The organism is Streptomyces sp. NPDC041713 (assembly GCF_055591085.1).
The window spans coordinates 297,557-317,050 of the sequence record NZ_JBVIZY010000001.1; the positions used below are offsets into that span (position 1 = coordinate 297,557).

16 protein-coding genes and 1 pseudogene are annotated in these 19,494 nt (G+C 73.6%); 5 read left to right on the forward strand and 12 right to left on the reverse strand.

Annotated elements, in window-relative coordinates:
* Positions 1–70: 70 nt before the first annotated feature.
* From ACZ6CV_RS01260 to pgfA, 10 genes and pseudogenes are all read right to left on the reverse strand, one after another.
* Positions 71–673, reverse strand: a complete 603-nt coding sequence (locus tag ACZ6CV_RS01260) for a hypothetical protein (RefSeq protein WP_469248663.1) — start codon at positions 671–673, stop codon at positions 71–73.
* The gene (locus ACZ6CV_RS01265; RefSeq protein WP_469248665.1) at positions 654–1,502 is read right to left on the reverse strand and encodes an FkbM family methyltransferase; all 849 of its coding nucleotides are present in this window, start codon (positions 1,500–1,502) and stop codon (positions 654–656) included. Before ACZ6CV_RS01265 ends, ACZ6CV_RS01260 begins: the two co-directional genes overlap by 20 nt.
* On the reverse strand, positions 1,499–1,726 hold the full coding sequence (locus tag ACZ6CV_RS01270) for a Trm112 family protein (protein WP_362367357.1): 228 nt from the start codon (positions 1,724–1,726) through the stop codon (positions 1,499–1,501). Before ACZ6CV_RS01270 ends, ACZ6CV_RS01265 begins: the two co-directional genes overlap by 4 nt.
* Entirely contained in the window at positions 1,723–2,631 is a 909-nt protein-coding gene (locus tag ACZ6CV_RS01275; protein WP_362367360.1) for a DMT family protein, read from the reverse strand. Before ACZ6CV_RS01275 ends, ACZ6CV_RS01270 begins: the two co-directional genes overlap by 4 nt.
* A 16-nt stretch (positions 2,632–2,647) precedes the next feature.
* On the reverse strand, positions 2,648–3,406 hold the full coding sequence (locus tag ACZ6CV_RS01280; RefSeq protein ID WP_469248668.1) for a class I SAM-dependent methyltransferase: 759 nt from the start codon (positions 3,404–3,406) through the stop codon (positions 2,648–2,650).
* Positions 3,403–4,551 (reverse strand): annotated as a pseudogene (locus ACZ6CV_RS01285) (condensation protein); the annotation flags it as partial. The pseudogene ACZ6CV_RS01285 and the gene ACZ6CV_RS01280, both read right to left, overlap by 4 nt.
* 788 nt (positions 4,552–5,339) lie before the next feature.
* Entirely contained in the window at positions 5,340–9,767 is a 4,428-nt protein-coding gene (locus tag ACZ6CV_RS01290; RefSeq protein ID WP_469249583.1) for an alpha-(1->3)-arabinofuranosyltransferase, read from the reverse strand.
* On the reverse strand, positions 9,764–10,483 hold the full coding sequence (locus tag ACZ6CV_RS01295; RefSeq protein ID WP_469248670.1) for a class I SAM-dependent methyltransferase: 720 nt from the start codon (positions 10,481–10,483) through the stop codon (positions 9,764–9,766). The genes ACZ6CV_RS01290 and ACZ6CV_RS01295 overlap by 4 nt, the downstream gene beginning before the upstream one ends.
* Positions 10,480–11,664: a glycosyltransferase family 4 protein gene (locus tag ACZ6CV_RS01300; RefSeq protein WP_469248672.1), complete on the reverse strand. Its 1,185-nt coding sequence runs from the start codon at positions 11,662–11,664 to the stop codon at positions 10,480–10,482. The genes ACZ6CV_RS01295 and ACZ6CV_RS01300 overlap by 4 nt, the downstream gene beginning before the upstream one ends.
* A 353-nt stretch (positions 11,665–12,017) precedes the next feature.
* Positions 12,018–13,052, reverse strand: a complete 1,035-nt coding sequence (gene pgfA, locus ACZ6CV_RS01305; protein WP_469248674.1) for a cell envelope lipid trafficking protein PgfA — start codon at positions 13,050–13,052, stop codon at positions 12,018–12,020.
* A gap of 227 nt (positions 13,053–13,279) precedes the next feature.
* Between pgfA and ACZ6CV_RS01310 the strand changes: the two genes are divergently transcribed.
* The 3 genes from ACZ6CV_RS01310 (at position 13,280) to ACZ6CV_RS01320 (ending at position 15,536) form a co-directional block, all read left to right on the forward strand.
* The gene (locus ACZ6CV_RS01310; RefSeq protein WP_355808718.1) at positions 13,280–13,432 is read left to right on the forward strand and encodes a hypothetical protein; all 153 of its coding nucleotides are present in this window, start codon (positions 13,280–13,282) and stop codon (positions 13,430–13,432) included.
* 120 nt (positions 13,433–13,552) lie between these two features.
* Positions 13,553–14,779, forward strand: a complete 1,227-nt coding sequence (locus tag ACZ6CV_RS01315) for a PucR-like N-terminal domain-containing protein (protein ID WP_469249584.1) — start codon at positions 13,553–13,555, stop codon at positions 14,777–14,779.
* An 82-nt stretch (positions 14,780–14,861) separates the two neighbouring features.
* Positions 14,862–15,536, forward strand: coding sequence for an SCO2400 family protein (locus ACZ6CV_RS01320; RefSeq protein ID WP_469248676.1), 675 nt, complete (start codon positions 14,862–14,864; stop codon positions 15,534–15,536).
* Positions 15,537–15,946: 410 nt separating this feature from the next.
* On the opposite strand, the gene ACZ6CV_RS01325 is transcribed toward ACZ6CV_RS01320, so the two are convergent.
* Positions 15,947–16,402, reverse strand: coding sequence for a MarR family winged helix-turn-helix transcriptional regulator (locus tag ACZ6CV_RS01325; protein WP_362367380.1), 456 nt, complete (start codon positions 16,400–16,402; stop codon positions 15,947–15,949).
* Between the two features lie 131 nt (positions 16,403–16,533).
* Here ACZ6CV_RS01325 and ACZ6CV_RS01330 point away from each other — a divergent pair, with 131 nt between their 5' ends.
* Both ACZ6CV_RS01330 and ACZ6CV_RS01335 read left to right on the forward strand, forming a co-directional pair.
* On the forward strand, positions 16,534–17,571 hold the full coding sequence (locus ACZ6CV_RS01330) for an NADP-dependent oxidoreductase (RefSeq protein ID WP_362367383.1): 1,038 nt from the start codon (positions 16,534–16,536) through the stop codon (positions 17,569–17,571).
* Positions 17,572–17,686: 115 nt separating this feature from the next.
* Positions 17,687–18,115: an organic hydroperoxide resistance protein gene (locus ACZ6CV_RS01335; RefSeq protein ID WP_362367386.1), complete on the forward strand. Its 429-nt coding sequence runs from the start codon at positions 17,687–17,689 to the stop codon at positions 18,113–18,115.
* Between the two features lie 76 nt (positions 18,116–18,191).
* Here ACZ6CV_RS01335 and ACZ6CV_RS01340 read toward each other — a convergent pair whose 3' ends face one another.
* Positions 18,192–19,352 (reverse strand): serine hydrolase domain-containing protein, encoded by a 1,161-nt coding sequence (locus tag ACZ6CV_RS01340; RefSeq protein ID WP_469248678.1) that lies wholly within the window; start codon positions 19,350–19,352, stop codon positions 18,192–18,194.
* Positions 19,353–19,494 lie beyond the last annotated feature (142 nt).

Consider the following 19,494-nt stretch of genomic DNA (forward strand, 5'->3'; position numbering starts at 1 on the left):
ATCATAAGCAGATGTTGGAGGAGCGGAACAAGGCCGGGTCCGGGCTTTTGCCTCCGGGGCACGGCGCCACTCAGTCCCGCACCCCCACCCGCTGCAGCAGCCCCCACGTGAACTCGGCCGCGCAGTCCCGGAGTTCACCGTTCGCGTCCGGCGCCCGGAAGGCGAGGCCCCACCGTGTCGGTGCCGTCCCCTCCAAGGGCCGTGCGGGGGCGAAGGCGTGCGCGGCCTCGTCGATCGTGCAGGACCACGGGGTGAGGTCGTCGAGCGTACGGAGCCGGGGCGCCGGAGCGCCCGGCGCGCGGACCAGGTACTCGTTCCACACCGCGCCGTTCGGCGCGAGGAGCGCCTCGAAGCGCAGGTCGGGCCAGAGCGGCACCGGCCAGCGCAGCGCCTCGCACTCCAGGTCGCCGATGGTGCGGCGGGCGGTCGTCTCGGGGTCGCCGAGCACCGAGCGGTAGCGGGACGCGGCGCCCCGGGAGCGCGGGGAGCGGGCCATCGCCTGCCAGCGGCGGTTGGCCTCGCGCATGTCGGCGACGGAGACGCCCAGGTCACGGCGGGCGCCGTCGACCAGGCCGGGGTTGTGGTCGGCCATCCGGCGCAGCAGGACGAGCTGGAAGTCGAGCGGGGTGAAGGGGCCGGGGGCGCGGGAGGAGCTAGCGGGCATGCACCCCATCGTCGCGCACCGGGCGCTCTCCCGGGCGGCGCCCGTCGGGCAGGAACAGCACCGAGTTCACGTACCGCGGATGGCGCGGTGTGAGCGCCCGGCGCAGCAGGCCCTGCGCCACGACGTACGACGTGTCGCACTGGTGCGCCTCCAGGTCGAAGGAGGCCAGCGGCAGCCAGGTGCGGTGCGGCAGGACCCAGCCGCGGTAGCGGTGGTGGCGGGTCAGGAGCTCCACGATGGGGGCGATCGGCTGGATCCGTGACTCCAGCTCGATGAAGAGCGCGGGGCGGTCGCGGGCGATCAGCTCGTGCGCGCCGCGCAGCACCGGCAGCTCGTTCCCGTCCACGTCGATCTTGATGAAGCCGACGTCGTGCAGGCCGAGCCCGTCCAGCGTCACGCACGGCACGTCGACGGCGGTGTCGTGGATGTCGCGGCGCACCAGCGACGAGACGCCGCGCCGCCCCTGGTCGCCGCGGGGCAGCCAGAGCCGGGCCGTCCCCGGCCGGTCCGTCGCCGCGCCCTGCACCACCCGGACGTTGCCGGGCGTGCTGGCGGCGAGCAGCCGCGCGAGGTGCGGCACCGGCTCCACGGTCACCACCTGGCGGGCGCGCGGGGCGAGCCTGCGCGACCACGGGCCGTACCAGCCGCCGACGTCGACGGCGGTGCCGCAGCCCGCCGGGCAGAGGTCGCCGAGCCGGGCCAGTTCGAGCTCGAAGCGGGGGTAGACGAGCCGGGCCAGGGCGGCGATCAGCCGGTCGGGCAGGTAGGGCGCGAGGCGGGCGGCGAGCGTCAGGGACGTCCCCTCGCCCTCGACGAGCCTCCCGGCGGGCGCCGTCACGGGGACATCCGCTTGAGCAGCTGCTCGTGCTCGTCGTCCGCCACCTGCTCGCCGGAGGAGGGCAGCAGCTGCGGTATGCCGTCGACGACCGGATAGCGGCGGCGCAGCCGCGGGTTGTACAGCGCCTCCTCCGGTACGAGGGGGTCGGCCGGGGCCAGCAGGTGCAGCGGGCCCTTGTCCAGCGGGCACGCGAGGATCTTCAGGAGCGGGTCGTCGGGGTTCATCCGCTGGTCAACTCCTTGGGGGCGGGGGTGGGGTGGGGAGAGGTCCCGTCGTGCTTGGGCATGGCGAGGAGCACGCAGACGGCGAGGACCGTGCCCGCGATCCGCAGGCCGAGCCGCAGCGGTTCGTGCGGCAGCGCCTCGCCGAACGCCAGCGTGCCGAGCACCGCGGTGAACAGCGAGGTCACCGTCGTGCACACCGGCACGATCAGCGAGGCCCGGCAGCGCTGCAGCGCCGCCTGCGACATGACCAGGCCGAACGCGCCCGTGAAGAGCAGCAGATAGGGGTAGGGCGAGCGCAGCAGGCCGCCGAGCGCGCCGCCGATGTCCTCGGTCGTCAGATAGCTGGAGACGCCCTTGATGGCCAGCGAGCTCACCCCGTAGAGGAGACCCACCGCGACGCCGTACTCGACGCCCGCCGTCGGCATCCGGTGCCGGTGCTTGGCGCGGCGCTCCGCGGAGCCGTACAGCCAGACGCCCGCAGCGAGCGAGGGCAGGCAGACGGTGAGGATCAGCGGTACGGGGGCGCTGTGGCTGACCGAGTCGCTGTCCTCGCTGAGCGAGAGGACCACCATGAGCAGCGCGAGCAGGATCGCGCCGACCGCGTACCGCTCGCGGCCCGAGGTCCGCTCGCCGAGCAGGACGGAGGAGAGCAGCAGGAGCAGGACGAGGCCGGAGACGAAGATGCCCTGGGCGGCGGCGATCGGCAGGGTGCGGTACACGGCGAGCTGGGCGCCGAAGCCCGCGGCCAGGGCGAGCGAGCCGCCGATCCACAGCGGACTGCCGAGGACTTGCCGCAGCAGCCGGGCGGGCCTGCGGACGCTGACCGACGGCATGGCCGTCAACGCCCGCTTCTCCAGGACGAATCCGGTGCTGTAGAGCAGGTTCGCGCAGAGGGCCGCGGCCACGCCCCACCACACGGGCTCAGACCTTCCGGGCGTGCAGCAGGAGAATCGAGGCGGCGCTGGGCACGGCGCAGGCCAGCCGGTCGAGGGCCCGCAGGGGGCGGGGCACGCCGTGGAAGGGGGCGCCCATCAGGCCGACGACCTCGAAGCCGGAGGCGGCGACGAACGCGCGCAGGGCGCGGGCCGTGTACAGCCGCAGGTGCCCGACGACCTCCTTGCCGGGGCGGCCGTGCACGGCGCGCAGGCTCACCTCGGAGAAGACGGGCTGCACGCCGGCGAGGAGTAGGCCGCGGTTGTACCAGGCGGCCAGGTTGGGGGTGGAGAGCATGAGGTGGCCGCCCGGCGCGAGGACGCGGCGCAGCTCGTCCAGGGCGCTGTCCGGGTCGACGAGGTGCTCGACGACCTCGCTGAACAGGACGGCGTCGGCGGCGCCGTCGGCGAACGGCAGCCCCCCGTCGGTGAGTTCGCCCCGCACGACGTACGGCAGCCGGGCGTGCGCGCGCCGCAGCGCGTCCTGCGACCAGTCCACCCCGACGACCCGGTGCCCGGCGAGGAGCGGCGCCGCGGTGGCCGCGGCCGTGCCGTCGCCGCAGCCGATGTCCAGCACGGTCGCGGTACGGGAGGTGGCGGGTCCGAGGGCGGTGGCGAGGACGCGGGCCTGCCGCAGACTGCGGGCGTCGCCGGAGGCCACCGGCACGGTGGGGTTCTCGTAGAAGTCCCTCAGCCGCGCGGGCGGCGCGGGCCGCGCGGTGGTCGTGGTTCGGGCGGTGGCGGTCACGTGCGGCCCCCATGGGTCTCGCGGGCTTCGGTGTGGTCCGTCGGGTGTTCGGTCGCCTGCTCCGTCGCGCGTTCGGTGGCGTGCAGATACTGCTCGAAGAGGTCCCGCAGACGCGCTCCGTCGCCGTGGCTGAGCAGCGTTCTTGACCAGCGCAGGACCAGGTGCAGCCGGCCGGCCGTCGACGCGGTGGTCACGGTGAGGCCGCGGGGCAGCCGGGCCGGGGCGGAGAACCACACGGCGTGGGCGCGGCCCGCGTCGCCGAAGTCCAGTGCGTACGGGACACGGCCGATGTTGCTCAGAAGCGTGGTGGACGTCCAGGGTGCGGCGGCCCGGCGCAGACCACGGGTGACGGCGGCGCGGAGGGCGACCGGGAGGACCGGCGCGGTCAAGAGGGCGGCGCCGCGGCCGAGTTGGGGCCGGGGGAGCGCCTTGAGGGCACGGGTGCGCTCGGAGGTCCGGCGCAGCAGCCGGTGAATCAGTGCGGGAGTCCACTCGGATTCGCTCAACTCCTCCGCACCGAAGGGGACTTCCACGAGCCGGGTGCCGTTGCCGATGGGCATGGTGGCGTCGCGGGGCCGGTCGTCGACGGGCATGGTGATGCGGAAGGGGCGGGGGCGGGCGCCGTGTTCGCGGTTCCAGTGGGCGATCATCAGCGCGGTGGCGACCATGAGCTGGTCGTTCACGGTGAAGGGCGAGCCCTTGGGCCGGCGCGGTACGGGAAGCTCGGCGACGAGCATGCCGTTGCCGGGAGAGGGCTCGGGAGCCCCCCGCGCAACCCGCGCGGGCGGCGCCCACCCCGAGGCGACGTCGGCGACAGGCGCGGGCACGACGGCCTGCCCCCCGGCGACGCCCCGGGCCGGCGGAGCGGCGGCCGAGTTGTCCCGCCCCCCGTAGAGCTCGGCGGCAGTGGCAAGAACCCGCAGGCAGGCGGGGCCGTCGAGGGCGGTGTGATTGATGGTGAGCAGCAGAACGCAACCGGCGCCGTCCTGGCGGGGGCGGGCGTGCGGGGCGGGGTGGCCGGGGGGCTCGTCGGCGGTCCCGCTGGTGGGTGCGGGAGTGGGTTCGGCCGTGGCGCGGGCAGGTGTTTGCCCGCCGGAGTCGGCGTGCGCGGCGGTGTGGTCCGTGGGTCCGGCGGTGGGTGCGGGTGCGGGTTCGGCCGTCTCGTGGGCCGGCGTCTGCCCGTCGGTCGTGCCGGTGGCCGCGTGCCCGCTGGGCCGGGTCTCGCGGGGGGCGGTGGGCTGGTTCGTCCCGCCGGAGTCGGCGTGCGCGGCGGTGTGGTCCGTGGGCCCGGCGGCGGGTGCGGGTGCGGGGCCGGCCGTCCCGTCGGCAGGCGTTCGTCCGTCCGCCCCGCCGGACGCGGCCTCGTCCGGTGGCCCGTCTAGGGGCGTGCGCGCGGTCGTCCCGTGTTCGGGTGCCGTTCCGTCCCCCCGTTCCCGCGAGCCCGTTCCCCGTTCTGTGGACGGGACTTGGGGCTCCCCGCCCCCAGTGGGCGGGCCCGTCCGAACCCGGCCCTCCTCCCCGGACGTGGCCTCCGTCCGGATCACCTCAAGTCGTATCGGTGGGGACGCTGACAGGGGCGGGGCCTCGGAGAGGGCGCGTTCGCGGGCGCGCTTGAGGGCGTTCGGGCCCGGAGGTGGGAACGTCACCACCTCCGTGTCCGGGGCCTCCGTCAGCTCCCACTCGTAGCGGCGGCGGTACCAGGCGCCCCGCGCCTCCCGCATCAGGATGCGGGGGTGACGGCGCAGGGCCTCCGTGAACGCGGCCCGCAGGCGGTCCGGGTCCGGGGTGCCCGGCAGGTGCACCTCGATGTGGACGGTCTCCGGCTCCTCCTCCTGGAGGCAGTGCCGGGAGACCTCGTCGACGACGGGGAACGGCACGCGGGCGGGCGGTCGCCCGGGGCCGTCCGCGCGTCGTGCCGGGTGTTCCAGTGCGGTCATCGCTGGGAGCCTTCTCCTGTCGTGGTCGGACGCCTGCGCCGGGCGAAGCGCACCGTTCTGCGGCCCGGCGGCGCCGGATCCGGCTGGGCCGACGCGGGACCCCGGGCCGAGACCGTCGGGCCCGCGTCACGGCGCGGCGCGTCCGGCGACACCTCCGGCGGCGCCCCGGGCCCGCCCCGCGTACGGCGCGGCAGCGGAGGCGTCGCGGAGTCGTGACCGGGGCCAGGAACGGGTCCCGGGTCCGGCGCGTGCGGCGGCGGATACGGCGGCCCGAACTCCAGCGTGTCGCCGCCCCGCGGCCGCCCCTCCCGTACCGTCACCGTCACCAGCGCCGCGAACAGCGCGACGAGGGCGAGGAGTTGGGCCGCACCCCCGAACGCCCCCTCGTCCGCGGCGACCGCCTCGCCCGCACCCGTCGCCGCCGCGATCCCCGCCCCCGCCATCGCCAGGAACGCGATCGGCACCAGGAGCGCGTGCCGCCACCGGGCGAGCAGCGCGAGCGCGGGGACCAGCAGGGCGAGGGGCCCCGCGATCACCACCGCCACCAGCGTGAGCGCCACCGTGCCGAGGATCAAGCCGGGCGCGGGCGGGGCGGGCGGCGGCGCGTCGTCGTCCGTGTCGCGCCGCCACAGCACGACCATGGCGACCAGGGCCAACAGGGCGACGACGGCCAGGATCAGGCCGATCTCGTAGAGCTGCGACGGCTCGTAGCTCAGCTCGACCGTGCCACCCGCCCCCTTCGGCACCAGCCAGCCCTGCTGCCAGCCGTCGAGCCGCACCGAGGTCAGCTCCTTGCCGTCCAGGGTCGCCTTCCACCCGTCGTTCACGTTCTCGTACGTCGTGAGGTACGAGGCCGCGCCCGCGCCCACCGACACCTCGCGGCGGTCGCCCAGCCAGTCCTCGACCTTCAGGTCGCGCGATGGCGTGTCCACCGCGTCCGGCGTGCCGAGCGTCAGCGACGCGTCCGTGACGGCGAGCGGCCCCGCGTCACCCGTCTCCAGACTGTGCGCCCCCGCGCCGAGCTGTATCTCGGAGTCCTTCTCGCCCCGTTGGCAGAGCGTGATGTCGACCGGACGCCGCTCGGTGAGGTCCCGGACCTTCCCCTTCGCGCTCGTCCCGTACAGCTCGCCGTCGACCGACATGATCGGCCCCTGGCCGCAGGGCAGCGAGAAGCGCTCGTCGGCGTCCGGCCGCGGGGTGCGGTACTGGTCGAGGGCGGGGACGTACACCTCGGTGAGGCCCACCGGCAGCCGCAGGTCGGCGTCGGCGACGGGGTTGTGCACCGTCAGCGGGGCCGTCTCCGTGATGGTGATGTCCATCCGGTCCGTGGTGATCGGCGTGAAGCGCGCGTTGCCGTTCTCGTCCACGCCCGCCGTCGCCGCGCCGTCCGGCGAGCTGATCTCGATCTTCTCGGGGCGGGTGGACAGGCCGCCCGCCGCGGGCAGCACGATCTCGCCCACCGGCTGCTTGTCCGGCCACTTGAGGTGGATCACCGGCCGGTCGGCGGAGCCGGCGATCCACGCCGTCGTCAGGTCGCCGTCCGTGAGGTTGCGCGGCGAGAGCCCGCTGCCCAGCTGCGCGGTGGAGTCGGCGGTGGCGATGATCTGCCGCTCCTGCTCGGGCGCCACCTTGTAGAGCAGGTCGTCGAGTTCGGCGCCCGGCACGGCCACCGCGCTCGCCTTGAACCGGTAGGCGCCGTCACCCGTCGTCGTGAAGCGCCGGTGCAGGCCCGACTCGACGTTCACCGGCGAGAGGGCGCTCGGGTCGGTGGAGCGGTGCATCGAGTAGGTCGTCGACCGCGCGTCCGTGGACTTGTCCGCGTCCGTGGGGAGCTTGAGGAGCCGGGTGACGGTCACGTCCGGAATGCTGATCTCCGAGAAGCCCGCGCCCGTCAGACCGGGCCGCGCCTCCTGGGTGTCCAGAATCGTGATCTTGATCCATTTGGTGGCGCCCGGGTGCGCCTTGATCCGCTGGGGCATGCCGTTGGGCTGCAGATTGCTGGTCGTGCTGCCGTGTTCCGTCTCCACGCGGACCCGGGTGGCCGCGGCCCGTACGCCGTTCTGCGGCAGCGGTGTGACGCGGAAGGAGGACGGCACGTCGACCGCGTCGTTGAACTCCGCCTTGATCCACTCCCCGTCCGCGGAACCGGAGTTGCCCTCGGACCAGGCCGTGGCCGGATTGCCGTCGAAGGCGTTCACCGGGTCGTACTGCGGCAGATGGAAGAGCCAGTTGCCGTAGCTGGACGCGGAGACCGACTTGGCGCCGCGCAGCTCCGCCGTCGTCTGGTGCTCGATGCCCTTGGTCGGCAGGATCTGGTGCGGCTTGTCGCCGGGGTCCTGCTGCGCGTCGACCGCGTTCCGCTCGGAACGCGTGTACGTGTACGAGGTGTTGGTGTTGACCAGGCCGAAGCGGGTGTCGGCGCGGCGCAGCCCGTCACCGACCGCCTGCAGCCCCGGCGCCCCGATGCCCGGGTGGTTGTCGCCGGTCAGGACGGTCGGCCGGTCCCGCATCGACGGGTCGGCGGAGAGCGGGAGCAGCGACTCGGGGCCGCCGCTGACGACCGCCGTGTTGGACACCGGCTTCAGACCCGCCTGGCCGGGCCGCTCGGCGCCCTTGCCGGGCGCGTAGATCTCCACGGCGCGCTGGCGCGGGTAGAGCCCCTCGATCTGGAGCGGGGTGTCCTCGGGGATCGTCCCCTCGGTCATCGTCGGGCCGAGGCCCGTCACCCGGCTGAAGCCGGACTCCTCCAGGGTGCGCTTGACCGTCGAGGAGGGCACGTGGCCGACCTGGTCGGGGTCGAGGTCGTTGCGTACGACGACGTAATACAGCCCGGCACGCGACAAGTAGTCGCGCAGGCCCGGCACTTGGCCGCCGGTCAGCAGCGCCTGCTCGACGGCGTCCATCGCGCGCCGGTTGCCCGGCGTGCCGAACGGCACGTAGTCGCGCTGCGCCCAGCGCGAGTCGGCGAGCACGTCCAGGGGCTGGTCGATGGGCGAGCCCCAGGTGTAGATGCCGTGCGCGGTCGCGGGGACGACGAGGGCGCGGGAGTCGGGGGAGTACTTCTCCAGCCAGTCCGCCGTCGCCTGCCAGTACGTCGGCAGCTTTTTGAACGAACCGGGCTGCAGGATCGAGCCGTTGAGGTACGGCCAGGCCAGGCCGGGCAGCACCAGGACCGCCGCGATCAGCGGCGCGTACCGGCGGCCGCGCACCCGGCGGGCGCCGCGCGTCTGGGCGGCCACCCCCACCAGGTGCATCAGGCCGAGCACCAGCGCGAGGGCGAGCCCGGTCTGGAACTTGTAGACGTTGCGGAACGGCACGAGCCCGCCGTCCAGCCAGGACCGGACGGTGCCGTGGAAGGGCGCCCCGAACGCCCCGCCGTACCCGGCGAGCGTCACCAGGACGACGGACAGCACCGTCAGGACCAGCCAGCGCCGCTCCGGCAGATCGCGCCGGGCGAGCCCGGCGAGGCCGAGCGCGGCGGCGAGCGCGGAGCAGACGACGGCCACGACGGACGTCGCCACCGTCCACCCCGCGGGCAGCCAGGCCTCGCCGAAGTGCAGGTACGCGACCCAGTTGCCGGCGCCGCGGAGCGTCTCGGTGGCCGACATGGTGCCCGTCGTGGTGGCCGCGTTCTCCACGTAGGGCAGGAAGTTCTCGCCGTAGATGCCGAGCATCAGCAGCGGTACGACCCACCAGGCAGTGGCGAGGACGACCCCCGGCACCCACCAGATGATCAGCTTCCGCTTGCGCGGCCCGTTCGGTCTGGAGAGCAGATACAGGCCCACGGGCAGCAGGGACGCGAGCGTCGCCGCCGCGTTCACGCCGCCCATGAACGGGATGATCAGCGCCGACCGGCAGGCGGCGAGGCGCGCGCTGATCCGCGGGTCGGTCAGCGGCAGCAGCACCCACGGCAGCACCGCGCCGGGCAGCGCGGCCGCCGACGTCGACCCGACCACCACGGTGAACGTCGGCCACAGCGCGTACACCACCGCGCCCAGCAGCCTGCTGGGACGGCTGCCCACCCCGAGCCGTTCGGCCAGGCGCAGCGCACCCCAGAACGCCGCCGCCACGATCAGCGAGAGCCACAGCCGCTCGGCCGACCAGACCGGCACGTGCAGCAGCTTGGCCAGGCCGTAGTAGGGCAGCATCGGGAAGGCGTAGCCGGCGTACTGGTCCTGGATCCCGCCGAAGCCGCCCCGGTCGTGCCAGAGCTGGCCCAGGTCGGAGAGGAACTGCCAGGGGTCGACGGTGACACCCAGCTTGGTGTCGAACGTCATCCGCCCCGGGTGCACCGCGAGGAACGCCACGAACACCACGGCCCAGAACCCCAGCAACCAGCGCCGCGAACGCGGCCCCCGCGCGGGTTCAGGGGCATCGGTCGTGGGCCGGACGGCCGCCGGGGGTGGGGCCTGGACCGTGGTCATGGACACCGCCTGAGGATGAGGAGGAGGTTCCAGGTCGCGACCTCGCGCACACCCGGCACCTTGGTGATCGCCCCGGCCAGGAACGGCCAGTAGCGGGAGCGCGCCGAGACGACGTCCACGTCGGTGCGCTCCCGCACCTGGCGCAGGGTCGCTCCGACGTGGTGCGCGAAGAGGTTCTCGCCGAGGGTGTGCTTGGCGGGCCTGCCGGTGCGCCGCTCGTAGCGGGCGCGGGCCCGCTCGGCGCCCAGGTAGTGCCAGGGCGCCCACTCGTGGCCGCCCCACGGCGAGAGCCAGTTGGTGAACGAGACGTAGATGAGCCCGCCCGGCCGGGTGACCCGGATCAGCTCGCTCAGGAACGTCTGGGGGTCGTCGACGTGCTCCAGGACGTTCGAGGAGAACGTGACGTCGGCGACGCCGTCCGCGAGGGGCAGCAGATACCCGTCGGCCACCACCGATCCCTCGGGCGGCCGCGCCCCCAACTCGGCCGGATCCGGCTCGAAGAGGAAGCACTGCGCGCCGCGCCGCCGGAACTCCTCGGTGAAGTAGCCGCCACCGCCGCCGACGTCGACGACGACCCGTCCTTCGACCGGGCCGTACGCCTCGACCTGGTCGGCGGCGTCACGGGCGAGGAGCGTGTAGCACCGCTCGGGCTCCCGCTGCTCGCGCAGGAAGGCCCGGAAGAGGGTGGCGGAACGGCGCAGCGACGGATCCTTCACGCAGCCCCCCGGGGCGTCGGGGGCCCGGCTGCCGCCCGGTGTGCGGCGGCCGCCTCGGCGGCCACCGCCTGGAACTGCCGCACCGTGTTGCCCCAGCGGAACCGGGTGGCCCGCTCGCCGGCGGCCTTGCCGAGCGATCTGCGGCGCTCGGCGCTGAGCGCCAGCGTGCACCAGGCGGCGGCGAACGAGCTCTCGCCCCGCGCGAGCAGCCCGGTCACGCCGTCTTCGACGGAGTCGCGCACGCCGGGCACGTCGAAGCCGATCGACGGCGTGGAGCGGGTGGCCGCCTCGGTGATGACGAGCCCCCAGCCCTCCACGGCCGAGGGGTGCAGCAGCATCCACGCCTCGCAGAGCAGCCGGTGCTTCTCCGCTTCGGAGACATGGCCCCTGAACTCGACGCCGGGGCCGGCGAGTTGTTCGAGCCGCCGGCGCTCGGGACCGTCGCCCACGATCACGAGCCGGCCGCCCGTGACGGGCCGGACACGCTCCCACAGCCGCAGCAGCAGATCGATCCGCTTGTACTCGACGAGCCGGCCCATCGCCAGGAACAGCGGCTCGTCGGAGCGGGCGTGCAGCGGCCCCGGCTCCTCGACGCCGTTGTGCACGATGCGGATGCGCTCCCGCTCCACGCCGATGGCCCGCAGCGCCGTGGCCGTCGACGGCGAGACGGCCACCAGCAGATTGCCGCGCTGGGCGCCCGCGAGGGCCCAGTGTTCGAGGCGCCGGCCGAGCCGGGCGGCGGGGGCGAGGGCGCCCTGGAAGCGCATCCCCCACAGATCGGTGTGCACGTGGTTGACCAGGCAGAGGGTGGGCCCGCGGTGCCACAGCGGGGCGAGGTACGGCATGCCGTTGCAGACCTCGACGAGGAGGTCGCAGTCGCCGATCTGCCGGCTGAACGCGGAGCGTGCGCGCAGGTAGTGGCCCTTGTCGCTGCCCGCGGAGACCACCCGGTAGTCGCGGTAGGCGGCGGGACCGCCGCACAACAGGGTGACCTGGTGGCCGAGGCCGCTGAGCCCGTCGGCGAGCCGGTCGACGAGGAGTTCGGAACCGCCCGCGGCCGGGTTGCTGAGGTCGCGGTGGGCGAGGAAGACGATCCGGCGCGGGTGTGGGGGAGACGCCGGGAGGTGCTCCGCGCGGCGTGGGGCGGCCGCGCGCAGCGAGGACGGTACGTGCTGGGGCATACGTGCTCCAACTCGTCTCAGGGTGCGGAACTGTGGGGGGTCCGGTCGGTGGAACGGTGCTGCGGGTCCTGCTGAGTGGTGCCGGAGTGTGCGGGTGGAGCGGTCCGGGCCGCGCAGGCGCAGGGGGCCTGTCGCGGGTGCGGGTGCCCGGGCGGTGCGGGGTCGGTGCGCGGGTGGTGCGGGACCGTGCCGGTGGTGCGGGGCGGTGCGCGGACTGTGCTCGGGTGGTACGGGGACCGTGCTCGGGTGGTGCGGGGACCGTGCGCGGGTGGGGTGGACAGTTTTCGCCGACCGGTACCGCGCGGCTACTCACCGAAGTGACAATTTCCGGGCTTTCGGGAGCTGACGCCTCATCACATCGTGCTGGACTGCAGGGCGGTCGGTGACGTACCAGCATGCGGACTGCCCGGCTCCGCCGATCCGCCCGGCCCTCCGGGACCGTGTGCCCCGTCCCCGCGCCGCCCGCGCACGACGAGTACGATTCCGGCCACCGCGAGCACACCGCCCAGCACGGCGGCGCCCACGGGCAGCGTCTCACCGACCAGTTCCAGCCTGCTGCTGTCGTCGTCGGCCAGGTTCACCTGCTCCTTCTGCGTGGCCGGGGTGAACGCGATCCGCTCGCTGTCGAGCAGCACCGTCGCGTCCTTGTCCGAGCCCGGCGCGCGCAGCGTCTTGCGGGGACCGATCGCGGCGTAGATGATCCGGCCGGTGCGCTGATCCGCGACGAGCTCGATGCCGTGGTTGGCGTAGTACTCGTCCGCGATGACCTGACTCTTCTTCGGCTGACCGACCATGGTCCCCGGCACCTGCCGCGTCCCGGTCTTCGTCGCCTTCACCGTCGCCGTGAAGCGGTACCCCTCGTAGCCCTGGATCTTCTTCGTGCCCCGGTAGGTGAGCGGCACGGTCGCGCCAAGGGTGTTGTCCCACCAGCGGTAGGACCGCTTCTCCACGTCGAAGGGGAACTTCAGGTAGGCCTCGCCCTCGAAGTACGGCTTCTCGCCGCAGCAGTGCACCGGCGCGTTCGTCTTCCGGTCGGTGACCCAGCGCTCCATCGTCCACTGGAGCGAGTCGTGCGGGTCCGCCGCGGGCAGCGACTTGTCCGGATCCACGGAGGTGGACACGTCCCACACCGCGCGCCCGCTGTCCTCGCTGTCCTTGACGTCCCCCCGCACCTGCCGCGTGATGGTGAGGTTCTTGTCGTGGACGGTCTTGATCTTGTCGGTGTCGAAGTAACTCCCCTTGCCCTTGAAGACGGTGACGGTGTCGATGTCGACCGGCGTGCGTTTCGCCCGCGGCTCGACGTACCAGGCCAGCATCGGTGCCAGGACCAGAAGGAACGCGCCGAGCCCGAGGAGGATCAGCGACAGGGGAGAGGCGGTGCGGCGCATGGGGTCACTCCTGGGCTGAGGGCGGGAGAGTGTTACCGAGCCGTATGGGCCGGGAACCGTAGGCGCACCCTTGACGAAGTGTCAATGCATTGCTGAGACTGGGCACTTGCCGGGCGGGGCCGGCATCGGCAGGGCGACCAGGGCGGTGCGGCGACGCCGCGCGCCCCGGCCGGGGTACCGCGTGACCAGGGTGGGGACGACCTCCGACAGAGAGGCTGACCCTCGCAATGCACCGACTGCTCGCCGCTTCACTCGCCGTCGCCGCCGGAGCGCTCATCGCCGTCGGGGCGGCCCTCGGCATCGTCGCGCTCCTGGACGCCACCCCGGACCAGCCCAACACCCCACTGGTGCACTACGAGGCACCGGCGCAGGGGCAGTGAGCCGCCGTGGCCGCGACCGGCATCCAGCCCGCAGAGTCCGCCGCCTCCGCCGCGTCCGGCGACGAGGACCCGGCCCGCCCCGCCGCCCGCTCCGCCTGGCGTGACGTACCGCCGCGCCAGATAAGGGAGTTCGCCGCGCTCGCCCTGGAGGAGGTGCCCGCCCTCGCCCAGGACATCCTGCGCGGGATCCGCGCCGAGTACCCCGCCCTGCCCGTCGTCCTCGACGACTCCGGCGAGCCGATGGCGCTGATCGGCATCCGGCGTGCCCTGGAGGGCTTCGTCCAGCAACTCGCATCGCAGGAGCGGCCGCGCTACCACCTGGAGGTCTTCCAGGAGTTCGGCCGAGGCGAGGGACTGCACGGCCGCAGCCTCGACTCGCTCCAGGCCATCTACCGCCTGGGCGTACGGCTCGCCTGGCGGCGCCTCGCCGAGATCGGCCAGCAGATCGAGATCCCGCCCCCGGCCATGTACGAACTCGCCGAGTCGGGCTTCGAGTACCTGGACGGACTCGTCGACCAGTCCGTACGCGGTTACGCGGAGGCCGCCGCCCGCGAGGCCGGTGAACGCCTGCGCCTGCAAAGGAAGTTGATGGAGCTGCTGCTCTCCGAACGGCGCTCCGACACCGGCGCCGGCTCCTCGTACGCCACCGGCACGGGCGCGGGCCCGGCCCGCGCCGGCGGCCCCGCCGCCCACGGCAACCTCGGCGAACGCGCCGCCCGCGTCGGCTGGCAACTGCCCGAACGCGTCGCCGTCGGCGTCCTGCTGCGCCCCGCGCGGGAGGCGGTGGCGCCCGCCGTCGGGCAGGGCGTCCTGCTCGACATGGAGGCCGAGCAGCCCCGCATGGTCGTACCCGACCCCGAGGCGGCGGGCCGGCCCGAGCTGCTGCGCCGCGCGATGACCGGCTGGTCCGGCGCGATCGGCCCGCCGGTGGCGCTGGCCGACGCCGCGAAGTCGCTGCGCTGGGCGGAGGCGGCGGTCGGGCTGATGGAGCGCGGTCTGCTGCCCGCCGGTGAGGTGCTGCACTGCACGGAGCACACCGAGGCGCTGGTGCTCCTGCAGCCCGAGGAGCTCATCGAGGATCTGACCCGCCGCTGTCTGGCCCCGCTCGACCACTGCGGCCCCGCCCACGGCCGCCGCCTCGCCGAGACGCTCCTGGCCTGGCTGGAGACGCGCGGCGGCGCCCCGGAGGTGGCCGCGCGACTGGGCGTCCACCCCCAGACCGTCCGCTACCGCCTCCGCCAGATCAGGGAACTCTGGGGTGACGAGATTGACGACCCGGATCGCCGATTCGAACTGGAACTGGTGCTGCGGGCCCGCCGTTTGAGGGGCCTGCTGGGCCGGTCCTGAGGCCGGACTGTTCGATTCAGCACACAACTTTCACAGCGTCGGCTTCCGCTCGCGCCGACGCGGCACCTAGCCTCCATGCCTCATGGACTACTGCCACCCGTGCCGCAGGCACCTCAACGGCGCCCTCGCCTGCCCGGGGTGCGGCACCCCGGCCGAAGCGTGCCGGGAGTATGCGCGGTCCGTCGCGGTGTCGCCGCGGGAGCCGGACGCGTACGAGGAGGGGTACGAGGAGTCGTCCCCGCGCACACGCGGCCGCCGCAAGGAGCGCAGCCGCAGGGCGCACCGGCGCAGGCGCCGCAAGGTCCTCTTCATCACCGCGGGCCTGGCACTCGCGGCGGGCGGCCTGAGCCTCGCGGAGCTGGGCACGGAGGGCGCGTCGGAGGACCCGGCGACGGCGTCGGCGCCGGAGGCCGGGACGACGGAGACCTCGCCGCCGGACCCCACAGGCCCTGCCGCGGGCGGCACGACGGCGCAGGACGCGTCGGACGTGACGCCGGACCCGTCGGGCCCAACAACGGAGAAGGCGACGCGAAAGCCCAAGAAGGAGCGGAAGGAGCGAGAGGAGGAGGGCAAGACCCCCCACGAGGACAAGGCCGACACGACCAACCCGAACAACACCGCAAAGCCCCCACCCCCCGAGCCCTCCCCCACCGACCCACCCCCCACCCCGGCCGAAACATCCCGCCCCACCCCACCCCACCCCCCAACCCCCACCCCCACAAAAACCTGCGACCGCTTCCTGTGGTGGTGCACGTAACCCGGTGCGGGCAAGCCCCCTAAGGGGCGCGAGGAACGACGCGAGCAACCACACACAACCGGCAGAGGCCCCGAGGGGCAAGCCCCTAAGGGGCGCGGGGAACTGCGCGAGCAACTACACGCAACCCGCAGAGAACCCGAGAGACCAGCCCCCCCCGGGGGGCGCGGGGAACTGCGCAAGCAACCACACACAGCCCGCAGACGAGACACCAGGCCAGCCCCCCAGGGGCGCGGGGAACGGCGCGAGCAACCACACGCGACCGGCAGAGGCCCCGAAAGACCAGCCCCCCTCAGGGGCGCGGGGAACTGCGCGAACAACCACACGCGATCCGCAGGGAACCCGAGAGGCGAGCCCCCTCAGGGGCGCGGGGAACTGCGCAAGCAACCACACACAACCCGCAGAGCCCCCGCTCAACCAGCGGAGCCCCCGACCATCCTCCGCAAAAGCCCCCGCAAAACCACCCGCTCCTCACGCGACAACTCAGCCAACGGCTCCCGCGCAAAATCCAGCGACTCCCGCAGACTGCGGGCAACGGCGACCCCCTCATCCGTCGGCGCCGCCAGCTTCACCCGCCGATCGCCCGCGTCCGGCCGCCGCTCGACGAGGCCGCGCGCCTCGAGCCGGTCGACGATCCCCGTGATGTTCGACGGCTCGCACTTCAATTTCTGCGCGATGCGACGCATGGGCATCGGTTCGAGGGAGAGCAGACCCAGTACGCGGGCCTGCGCCCCGGTCAACGCGTGCCCGGCGGCAGCCTCCTCGTACTCCTCGTGGTAGCGCGCCACGACCGAGCCGATCAGCTCGACGACTTCGAGCGTCAGCGGATCGGCGCGGGGCGTGCGGGCACGTGCGCTGCGGGTGGCCATGACGACCAGGCTACCCGGTTGCTTGACATCATGAAATATTCAGGAGCATGGTTGTTTCACAACCTGAAGCATTTCCGCACGCCGTACGCCGCATGCCCCGAAGGCAGTAGGCAGTAGGAGGACACCCCCTCATGTCCGTCACCCCCGAACAGCGCCAGCTCCCCTCGGTCAGCCGTGAGTGGCACCTCGTGCGCCGCCCCGACGGCTGGCCCGTGCCGGAGGACTTCGCGCTGCGCGAGGCCCCCGTGGAGGCCCCGGCCGAGGGCCGCGTCCTGGTGCGCAACCTGCACTTCTCCGTGGACCCGTACATGCGGGGCCGGATGAACGACGTGAAGTCGTACGTCCCGCCGTTCCAGCTCGACCGCCCCATGGAGGGCGGCGCGGTCGGCGAGGTCGTCGCCTCGAACGCCGAGGGTTACGCGGTGGGCGACCACGTCCTGCACTTCGCGGGCTGGCGCGAGTACGCCTCCGTGCCCGCCCAGCACGCCACGAAGGTCGACCCGCAGGCCGCGCCGCTCTCCGCCTACCTCGGCGTGCTCGGCATGACGGGCCTGACGGCGTACGCGGGCCTCCTGGAGGTCGCCTCCTTCAAGGAGGGCGACGCGGTCTTCGTCTCCGGCGCGGCCGGCGCCGTGGGCGGCCAGGTCGGCCAGATCGCCCGGCTGAAGGGCGCCTCGCGCGTCGTCGGCTCGGCGGGCTCGGACGACAAGGTCAAGCTCCTGATCGAGGAGTACGGCTTCGACGCCGCCTTCAACTACAAGGACCCCAAGCCGGTCGCCGAGCAGCTCAAGGACGCCGCTCCCGACGGGATCGACGTGTACTTCGACAACGTCGGCGGCGAGCACCTGGAAGCCGCCATCAGCCGGATGAACGTGCACGGCCGCGCCACCATCTGCGGCATGATCGCCGGTTACAACGACACCGAGCCGACCCCGGCCCCGCGCAACCTCGCCCTGGTCATCGGCAAGCGCCTGCGTCTGCAGGGCATGCTCGTGCAGGACCACAACGACCTGCAGCCGCAGTTCGTGCGCGAGGTGGGCGGCTGGATCCGCTCCGGCGAGCTCAAGTACCGCGAGACGGTCGTCGAGGGAGTCGAGAACGGCGTGGAGGCCTTCCTCGGCATGCTCCGCGGCGAGAACACCGGAAAGATGATCGTCACGCTCGGCTGAGACCGGCTGAGACCGCCTCGGGTCCGCCGAGGCTCTTCCGGCATCCGATAACCTGATTCCACAAACCGTGGTTGTGGGCGCGCACCACGTCACATCTCAGGAGGAACAGACCCTTATGTCCATCCAGAAGATCGACGTCAAGTACACCGCCGTGGCCACCGCGGAGAACGGCCGCGACGGCCGTGTGGCCAGCGACGACGGCAAGCTCGACGTCGTCGTGAACCCGCCGAAGGAGATGGGCGGCAGCGGCGCGGGCACCAACCCCGAGCAGCTCTTCGCGGCCGGCTACAGCGCCTGCTTCCAGGGCGCCCTCGGCGTGGTCGCCCGCAAGGAGAACGCCGACATCTCCGGCTCGACCGTGACCGCCAAGGTCGGCATCGGCCAGAACGAGGCCGGCGGCTTCGGCCTGGAGGTCGCGATCACCGCCTCCATCCCGAACGTGGACGCGGCCACCGCGCAGTCCCTGGTCGAGAAGGCGCACCAGGTGTGCCCCTACTCGAACGCCACGCGCGGCAACATCAAGGTCGAGCTCGCGGTCGCCTGACCCCGCTCGCCGTACGACGGAGGGCCGCACCCCGAAGCCCGGGGTGCGGCCCTCCGTCGTGGTCGCGCCTGCCGGCTCAGGCCGTGGCGAGCGCCGCCTCGTGCACGACCCGCGCCAGCCGCTCGTTCTCGGGCGCGGAGCCGCCGGGGAAGGCGAACCGCCGCCGCGTGTACCCGTAGGCGAGCCCGCTGCCCGGATCGGCGAACGCCTGCGAGCCGCCCGCGCCGCTGTGCCCGATGGAGCCCGCGCCCAGGAACGGGAACAGCACGTCGGACGTGGCCTGGAAGCCGACCGCGAAGACCTTGTGCGCCCGCGACACCAGGTCGTACCCGACCGACTGCACCTGACCGAACTCCGCGACCGTGTCCGCCGTCAGGAGCGCCGCGCGCCCCTCGACGCCGGTCACCGCCGCCGCGTACATCCCGGCGAGACCGCGCGCCGAGGCCACACCGCCGACCGAGGCAGGCCCCTTGGCGCGCACCGCACGGGAGTTGGGCAGCGACTGGAGGTCGGTGGGCTCGGCCCCGTTGCGGTTGAAGGCGATGGCGGACAGGCTCCGCGGCCCGGTCTCCGAAGCAGCCAGAACCTCCCGCTGCTCGGGCGTCGGGTTCATCGGCAGCACGGAGCGGAACCGCCCCTCGTGCCCCTCGGGCAGGCCGAGGAAGAAGTCCAGGCCGTACGGCGCGCGCACCCGCTCCTCGTACAGCTCCTGGAGGGTCCGGCCGGTGGCGCGGAACACCACCTCGCCGCTGAGCGCCCCGATGGACAGGGCGTGGTAGCCGAAGGCGGTGCCGGGCCGCCAGTACGGGCGCTGCGCCGCGAGCCGCTCGGCGATCACCCGGTCGTCGGCGAGCTCCCCGGGGGAGAAGCCGGAGTCGGCGCCCACCACGCCCGCCCGGTGCGCGAGCAGGTCGCGCAGGGTGACGCCCCCCTTGCCGTGGGCGGCGAACTCCGGCCAGTAGTCGGCGACCGCGCGGTCCAGGTCCAGCGTGCCGTCCTGCACGAGCAGGGCGACGACGAGGTGCGCCGCGCCCTTGGTGGAGGAGTACACCCCGTACAGCGAGTCGCCGTCGGTGTCCGGGCCCACCCACAGGTCGACGACCCGGCGCCCCGCGACGTACGCGGCCAGCTGACCCGCGTAGCGCGGCTCCTGGGTGGCGAGGACGGCGGTGAACTCCTCGCGCACGGCCTCGTATCCGTCGGCGACGGTGCCCTGCACACGCACTTCACGGGTCATGCGGAACGGCCTCCGGGGTGGGTCGGGACTTCGTCGGCATGATCAACCCGCCCACCCCGCCGGGTATTTCCCACCACCGCGACCGGCTCTGTGCCCCGGCCGTGACAGGACGGTCACCCGCCCCGCACAGACCCCCGCCCAC

Coding starts and splice junctions, on each gene's coding strand:
- ACZ6CV_RS01260 (WP_469248663.1), bottom strand. CDS start 673: ATGGGGTGCATGCCCGCTAGCTCCTCCCGCGCCCCCGGCCCCTTCACC.
- ACZ6CV_RS01270 (WP_362367357.1), bottom strand. CDS start 1,726: ATGAACCCCGACGACCCGCTCCTGAAGATCCTCGCGTGCCCGCTGGAC.
- ACZ6CV_RS01290 (WP_469249583.1), bottom strand. CDS start 9,767: ATGACCACGGTCCAGGCCCCACCCCCGGCGGCCGTCCGGCCCACGACC.
- ACZ6CV_RS01300 (WP_469248672.1), bottom strand. CDS start 11,664: ATGCCCCAGCACGTACCGTCCTCGCTGCGCGCGGCCGCCCCACGCCGC.
- pgfA (WP_469248674.1), bottom strand. CDS start 13,052: ATGCGCCGCACCGCCTCTCCCCTGTCGCTGATCCTCCTCGGGCTCGGC.
- ACZ6CV_RS01310 (WP_355808718.1), top strand. CDS start 13,280: ATGCACCGACTGCTCGCCGCTTCACTCGCCGTCGCCGCCGGAGCGCTC.
- ACZ6CV_RS01320 (WP_469248676.1), top strand. CDS start 14,862: ATGGACTACTGCCACCCGTGCCGCAGGCACCTCAACGGCGCCCTCGCC.
- ACZ6CV_RS01325 (WP_362367380.1), bottom strand. CDS start 16,402: ATGGCCACCCGCAGCGCACGTGCCCGCACGCCCCGCGCCGATCCGCTG.
- ACZ6CV_RS01330 (WP_362367383.1), top strand. CDS start 16,534: ATGTCCGTCACCCCCGAACAGCGCCAGCTCCCCTCGGTCAGCCGTGAG.
- ACZ6CV_RS01335 (WP_362367386.1), top strand. CDS start 17,687: ATGTCCATCCAGAAGATCGACGTCAAGTACACCGCCGTGGCCACCGCG.
- ACZ6CV_RS01340 (WP_469248678.1), bottom strand. CDS start 19,352: ATGACCCGTGAAGTGCGTGTGCAGGGCACCGTCGCCGACGGATACGAG.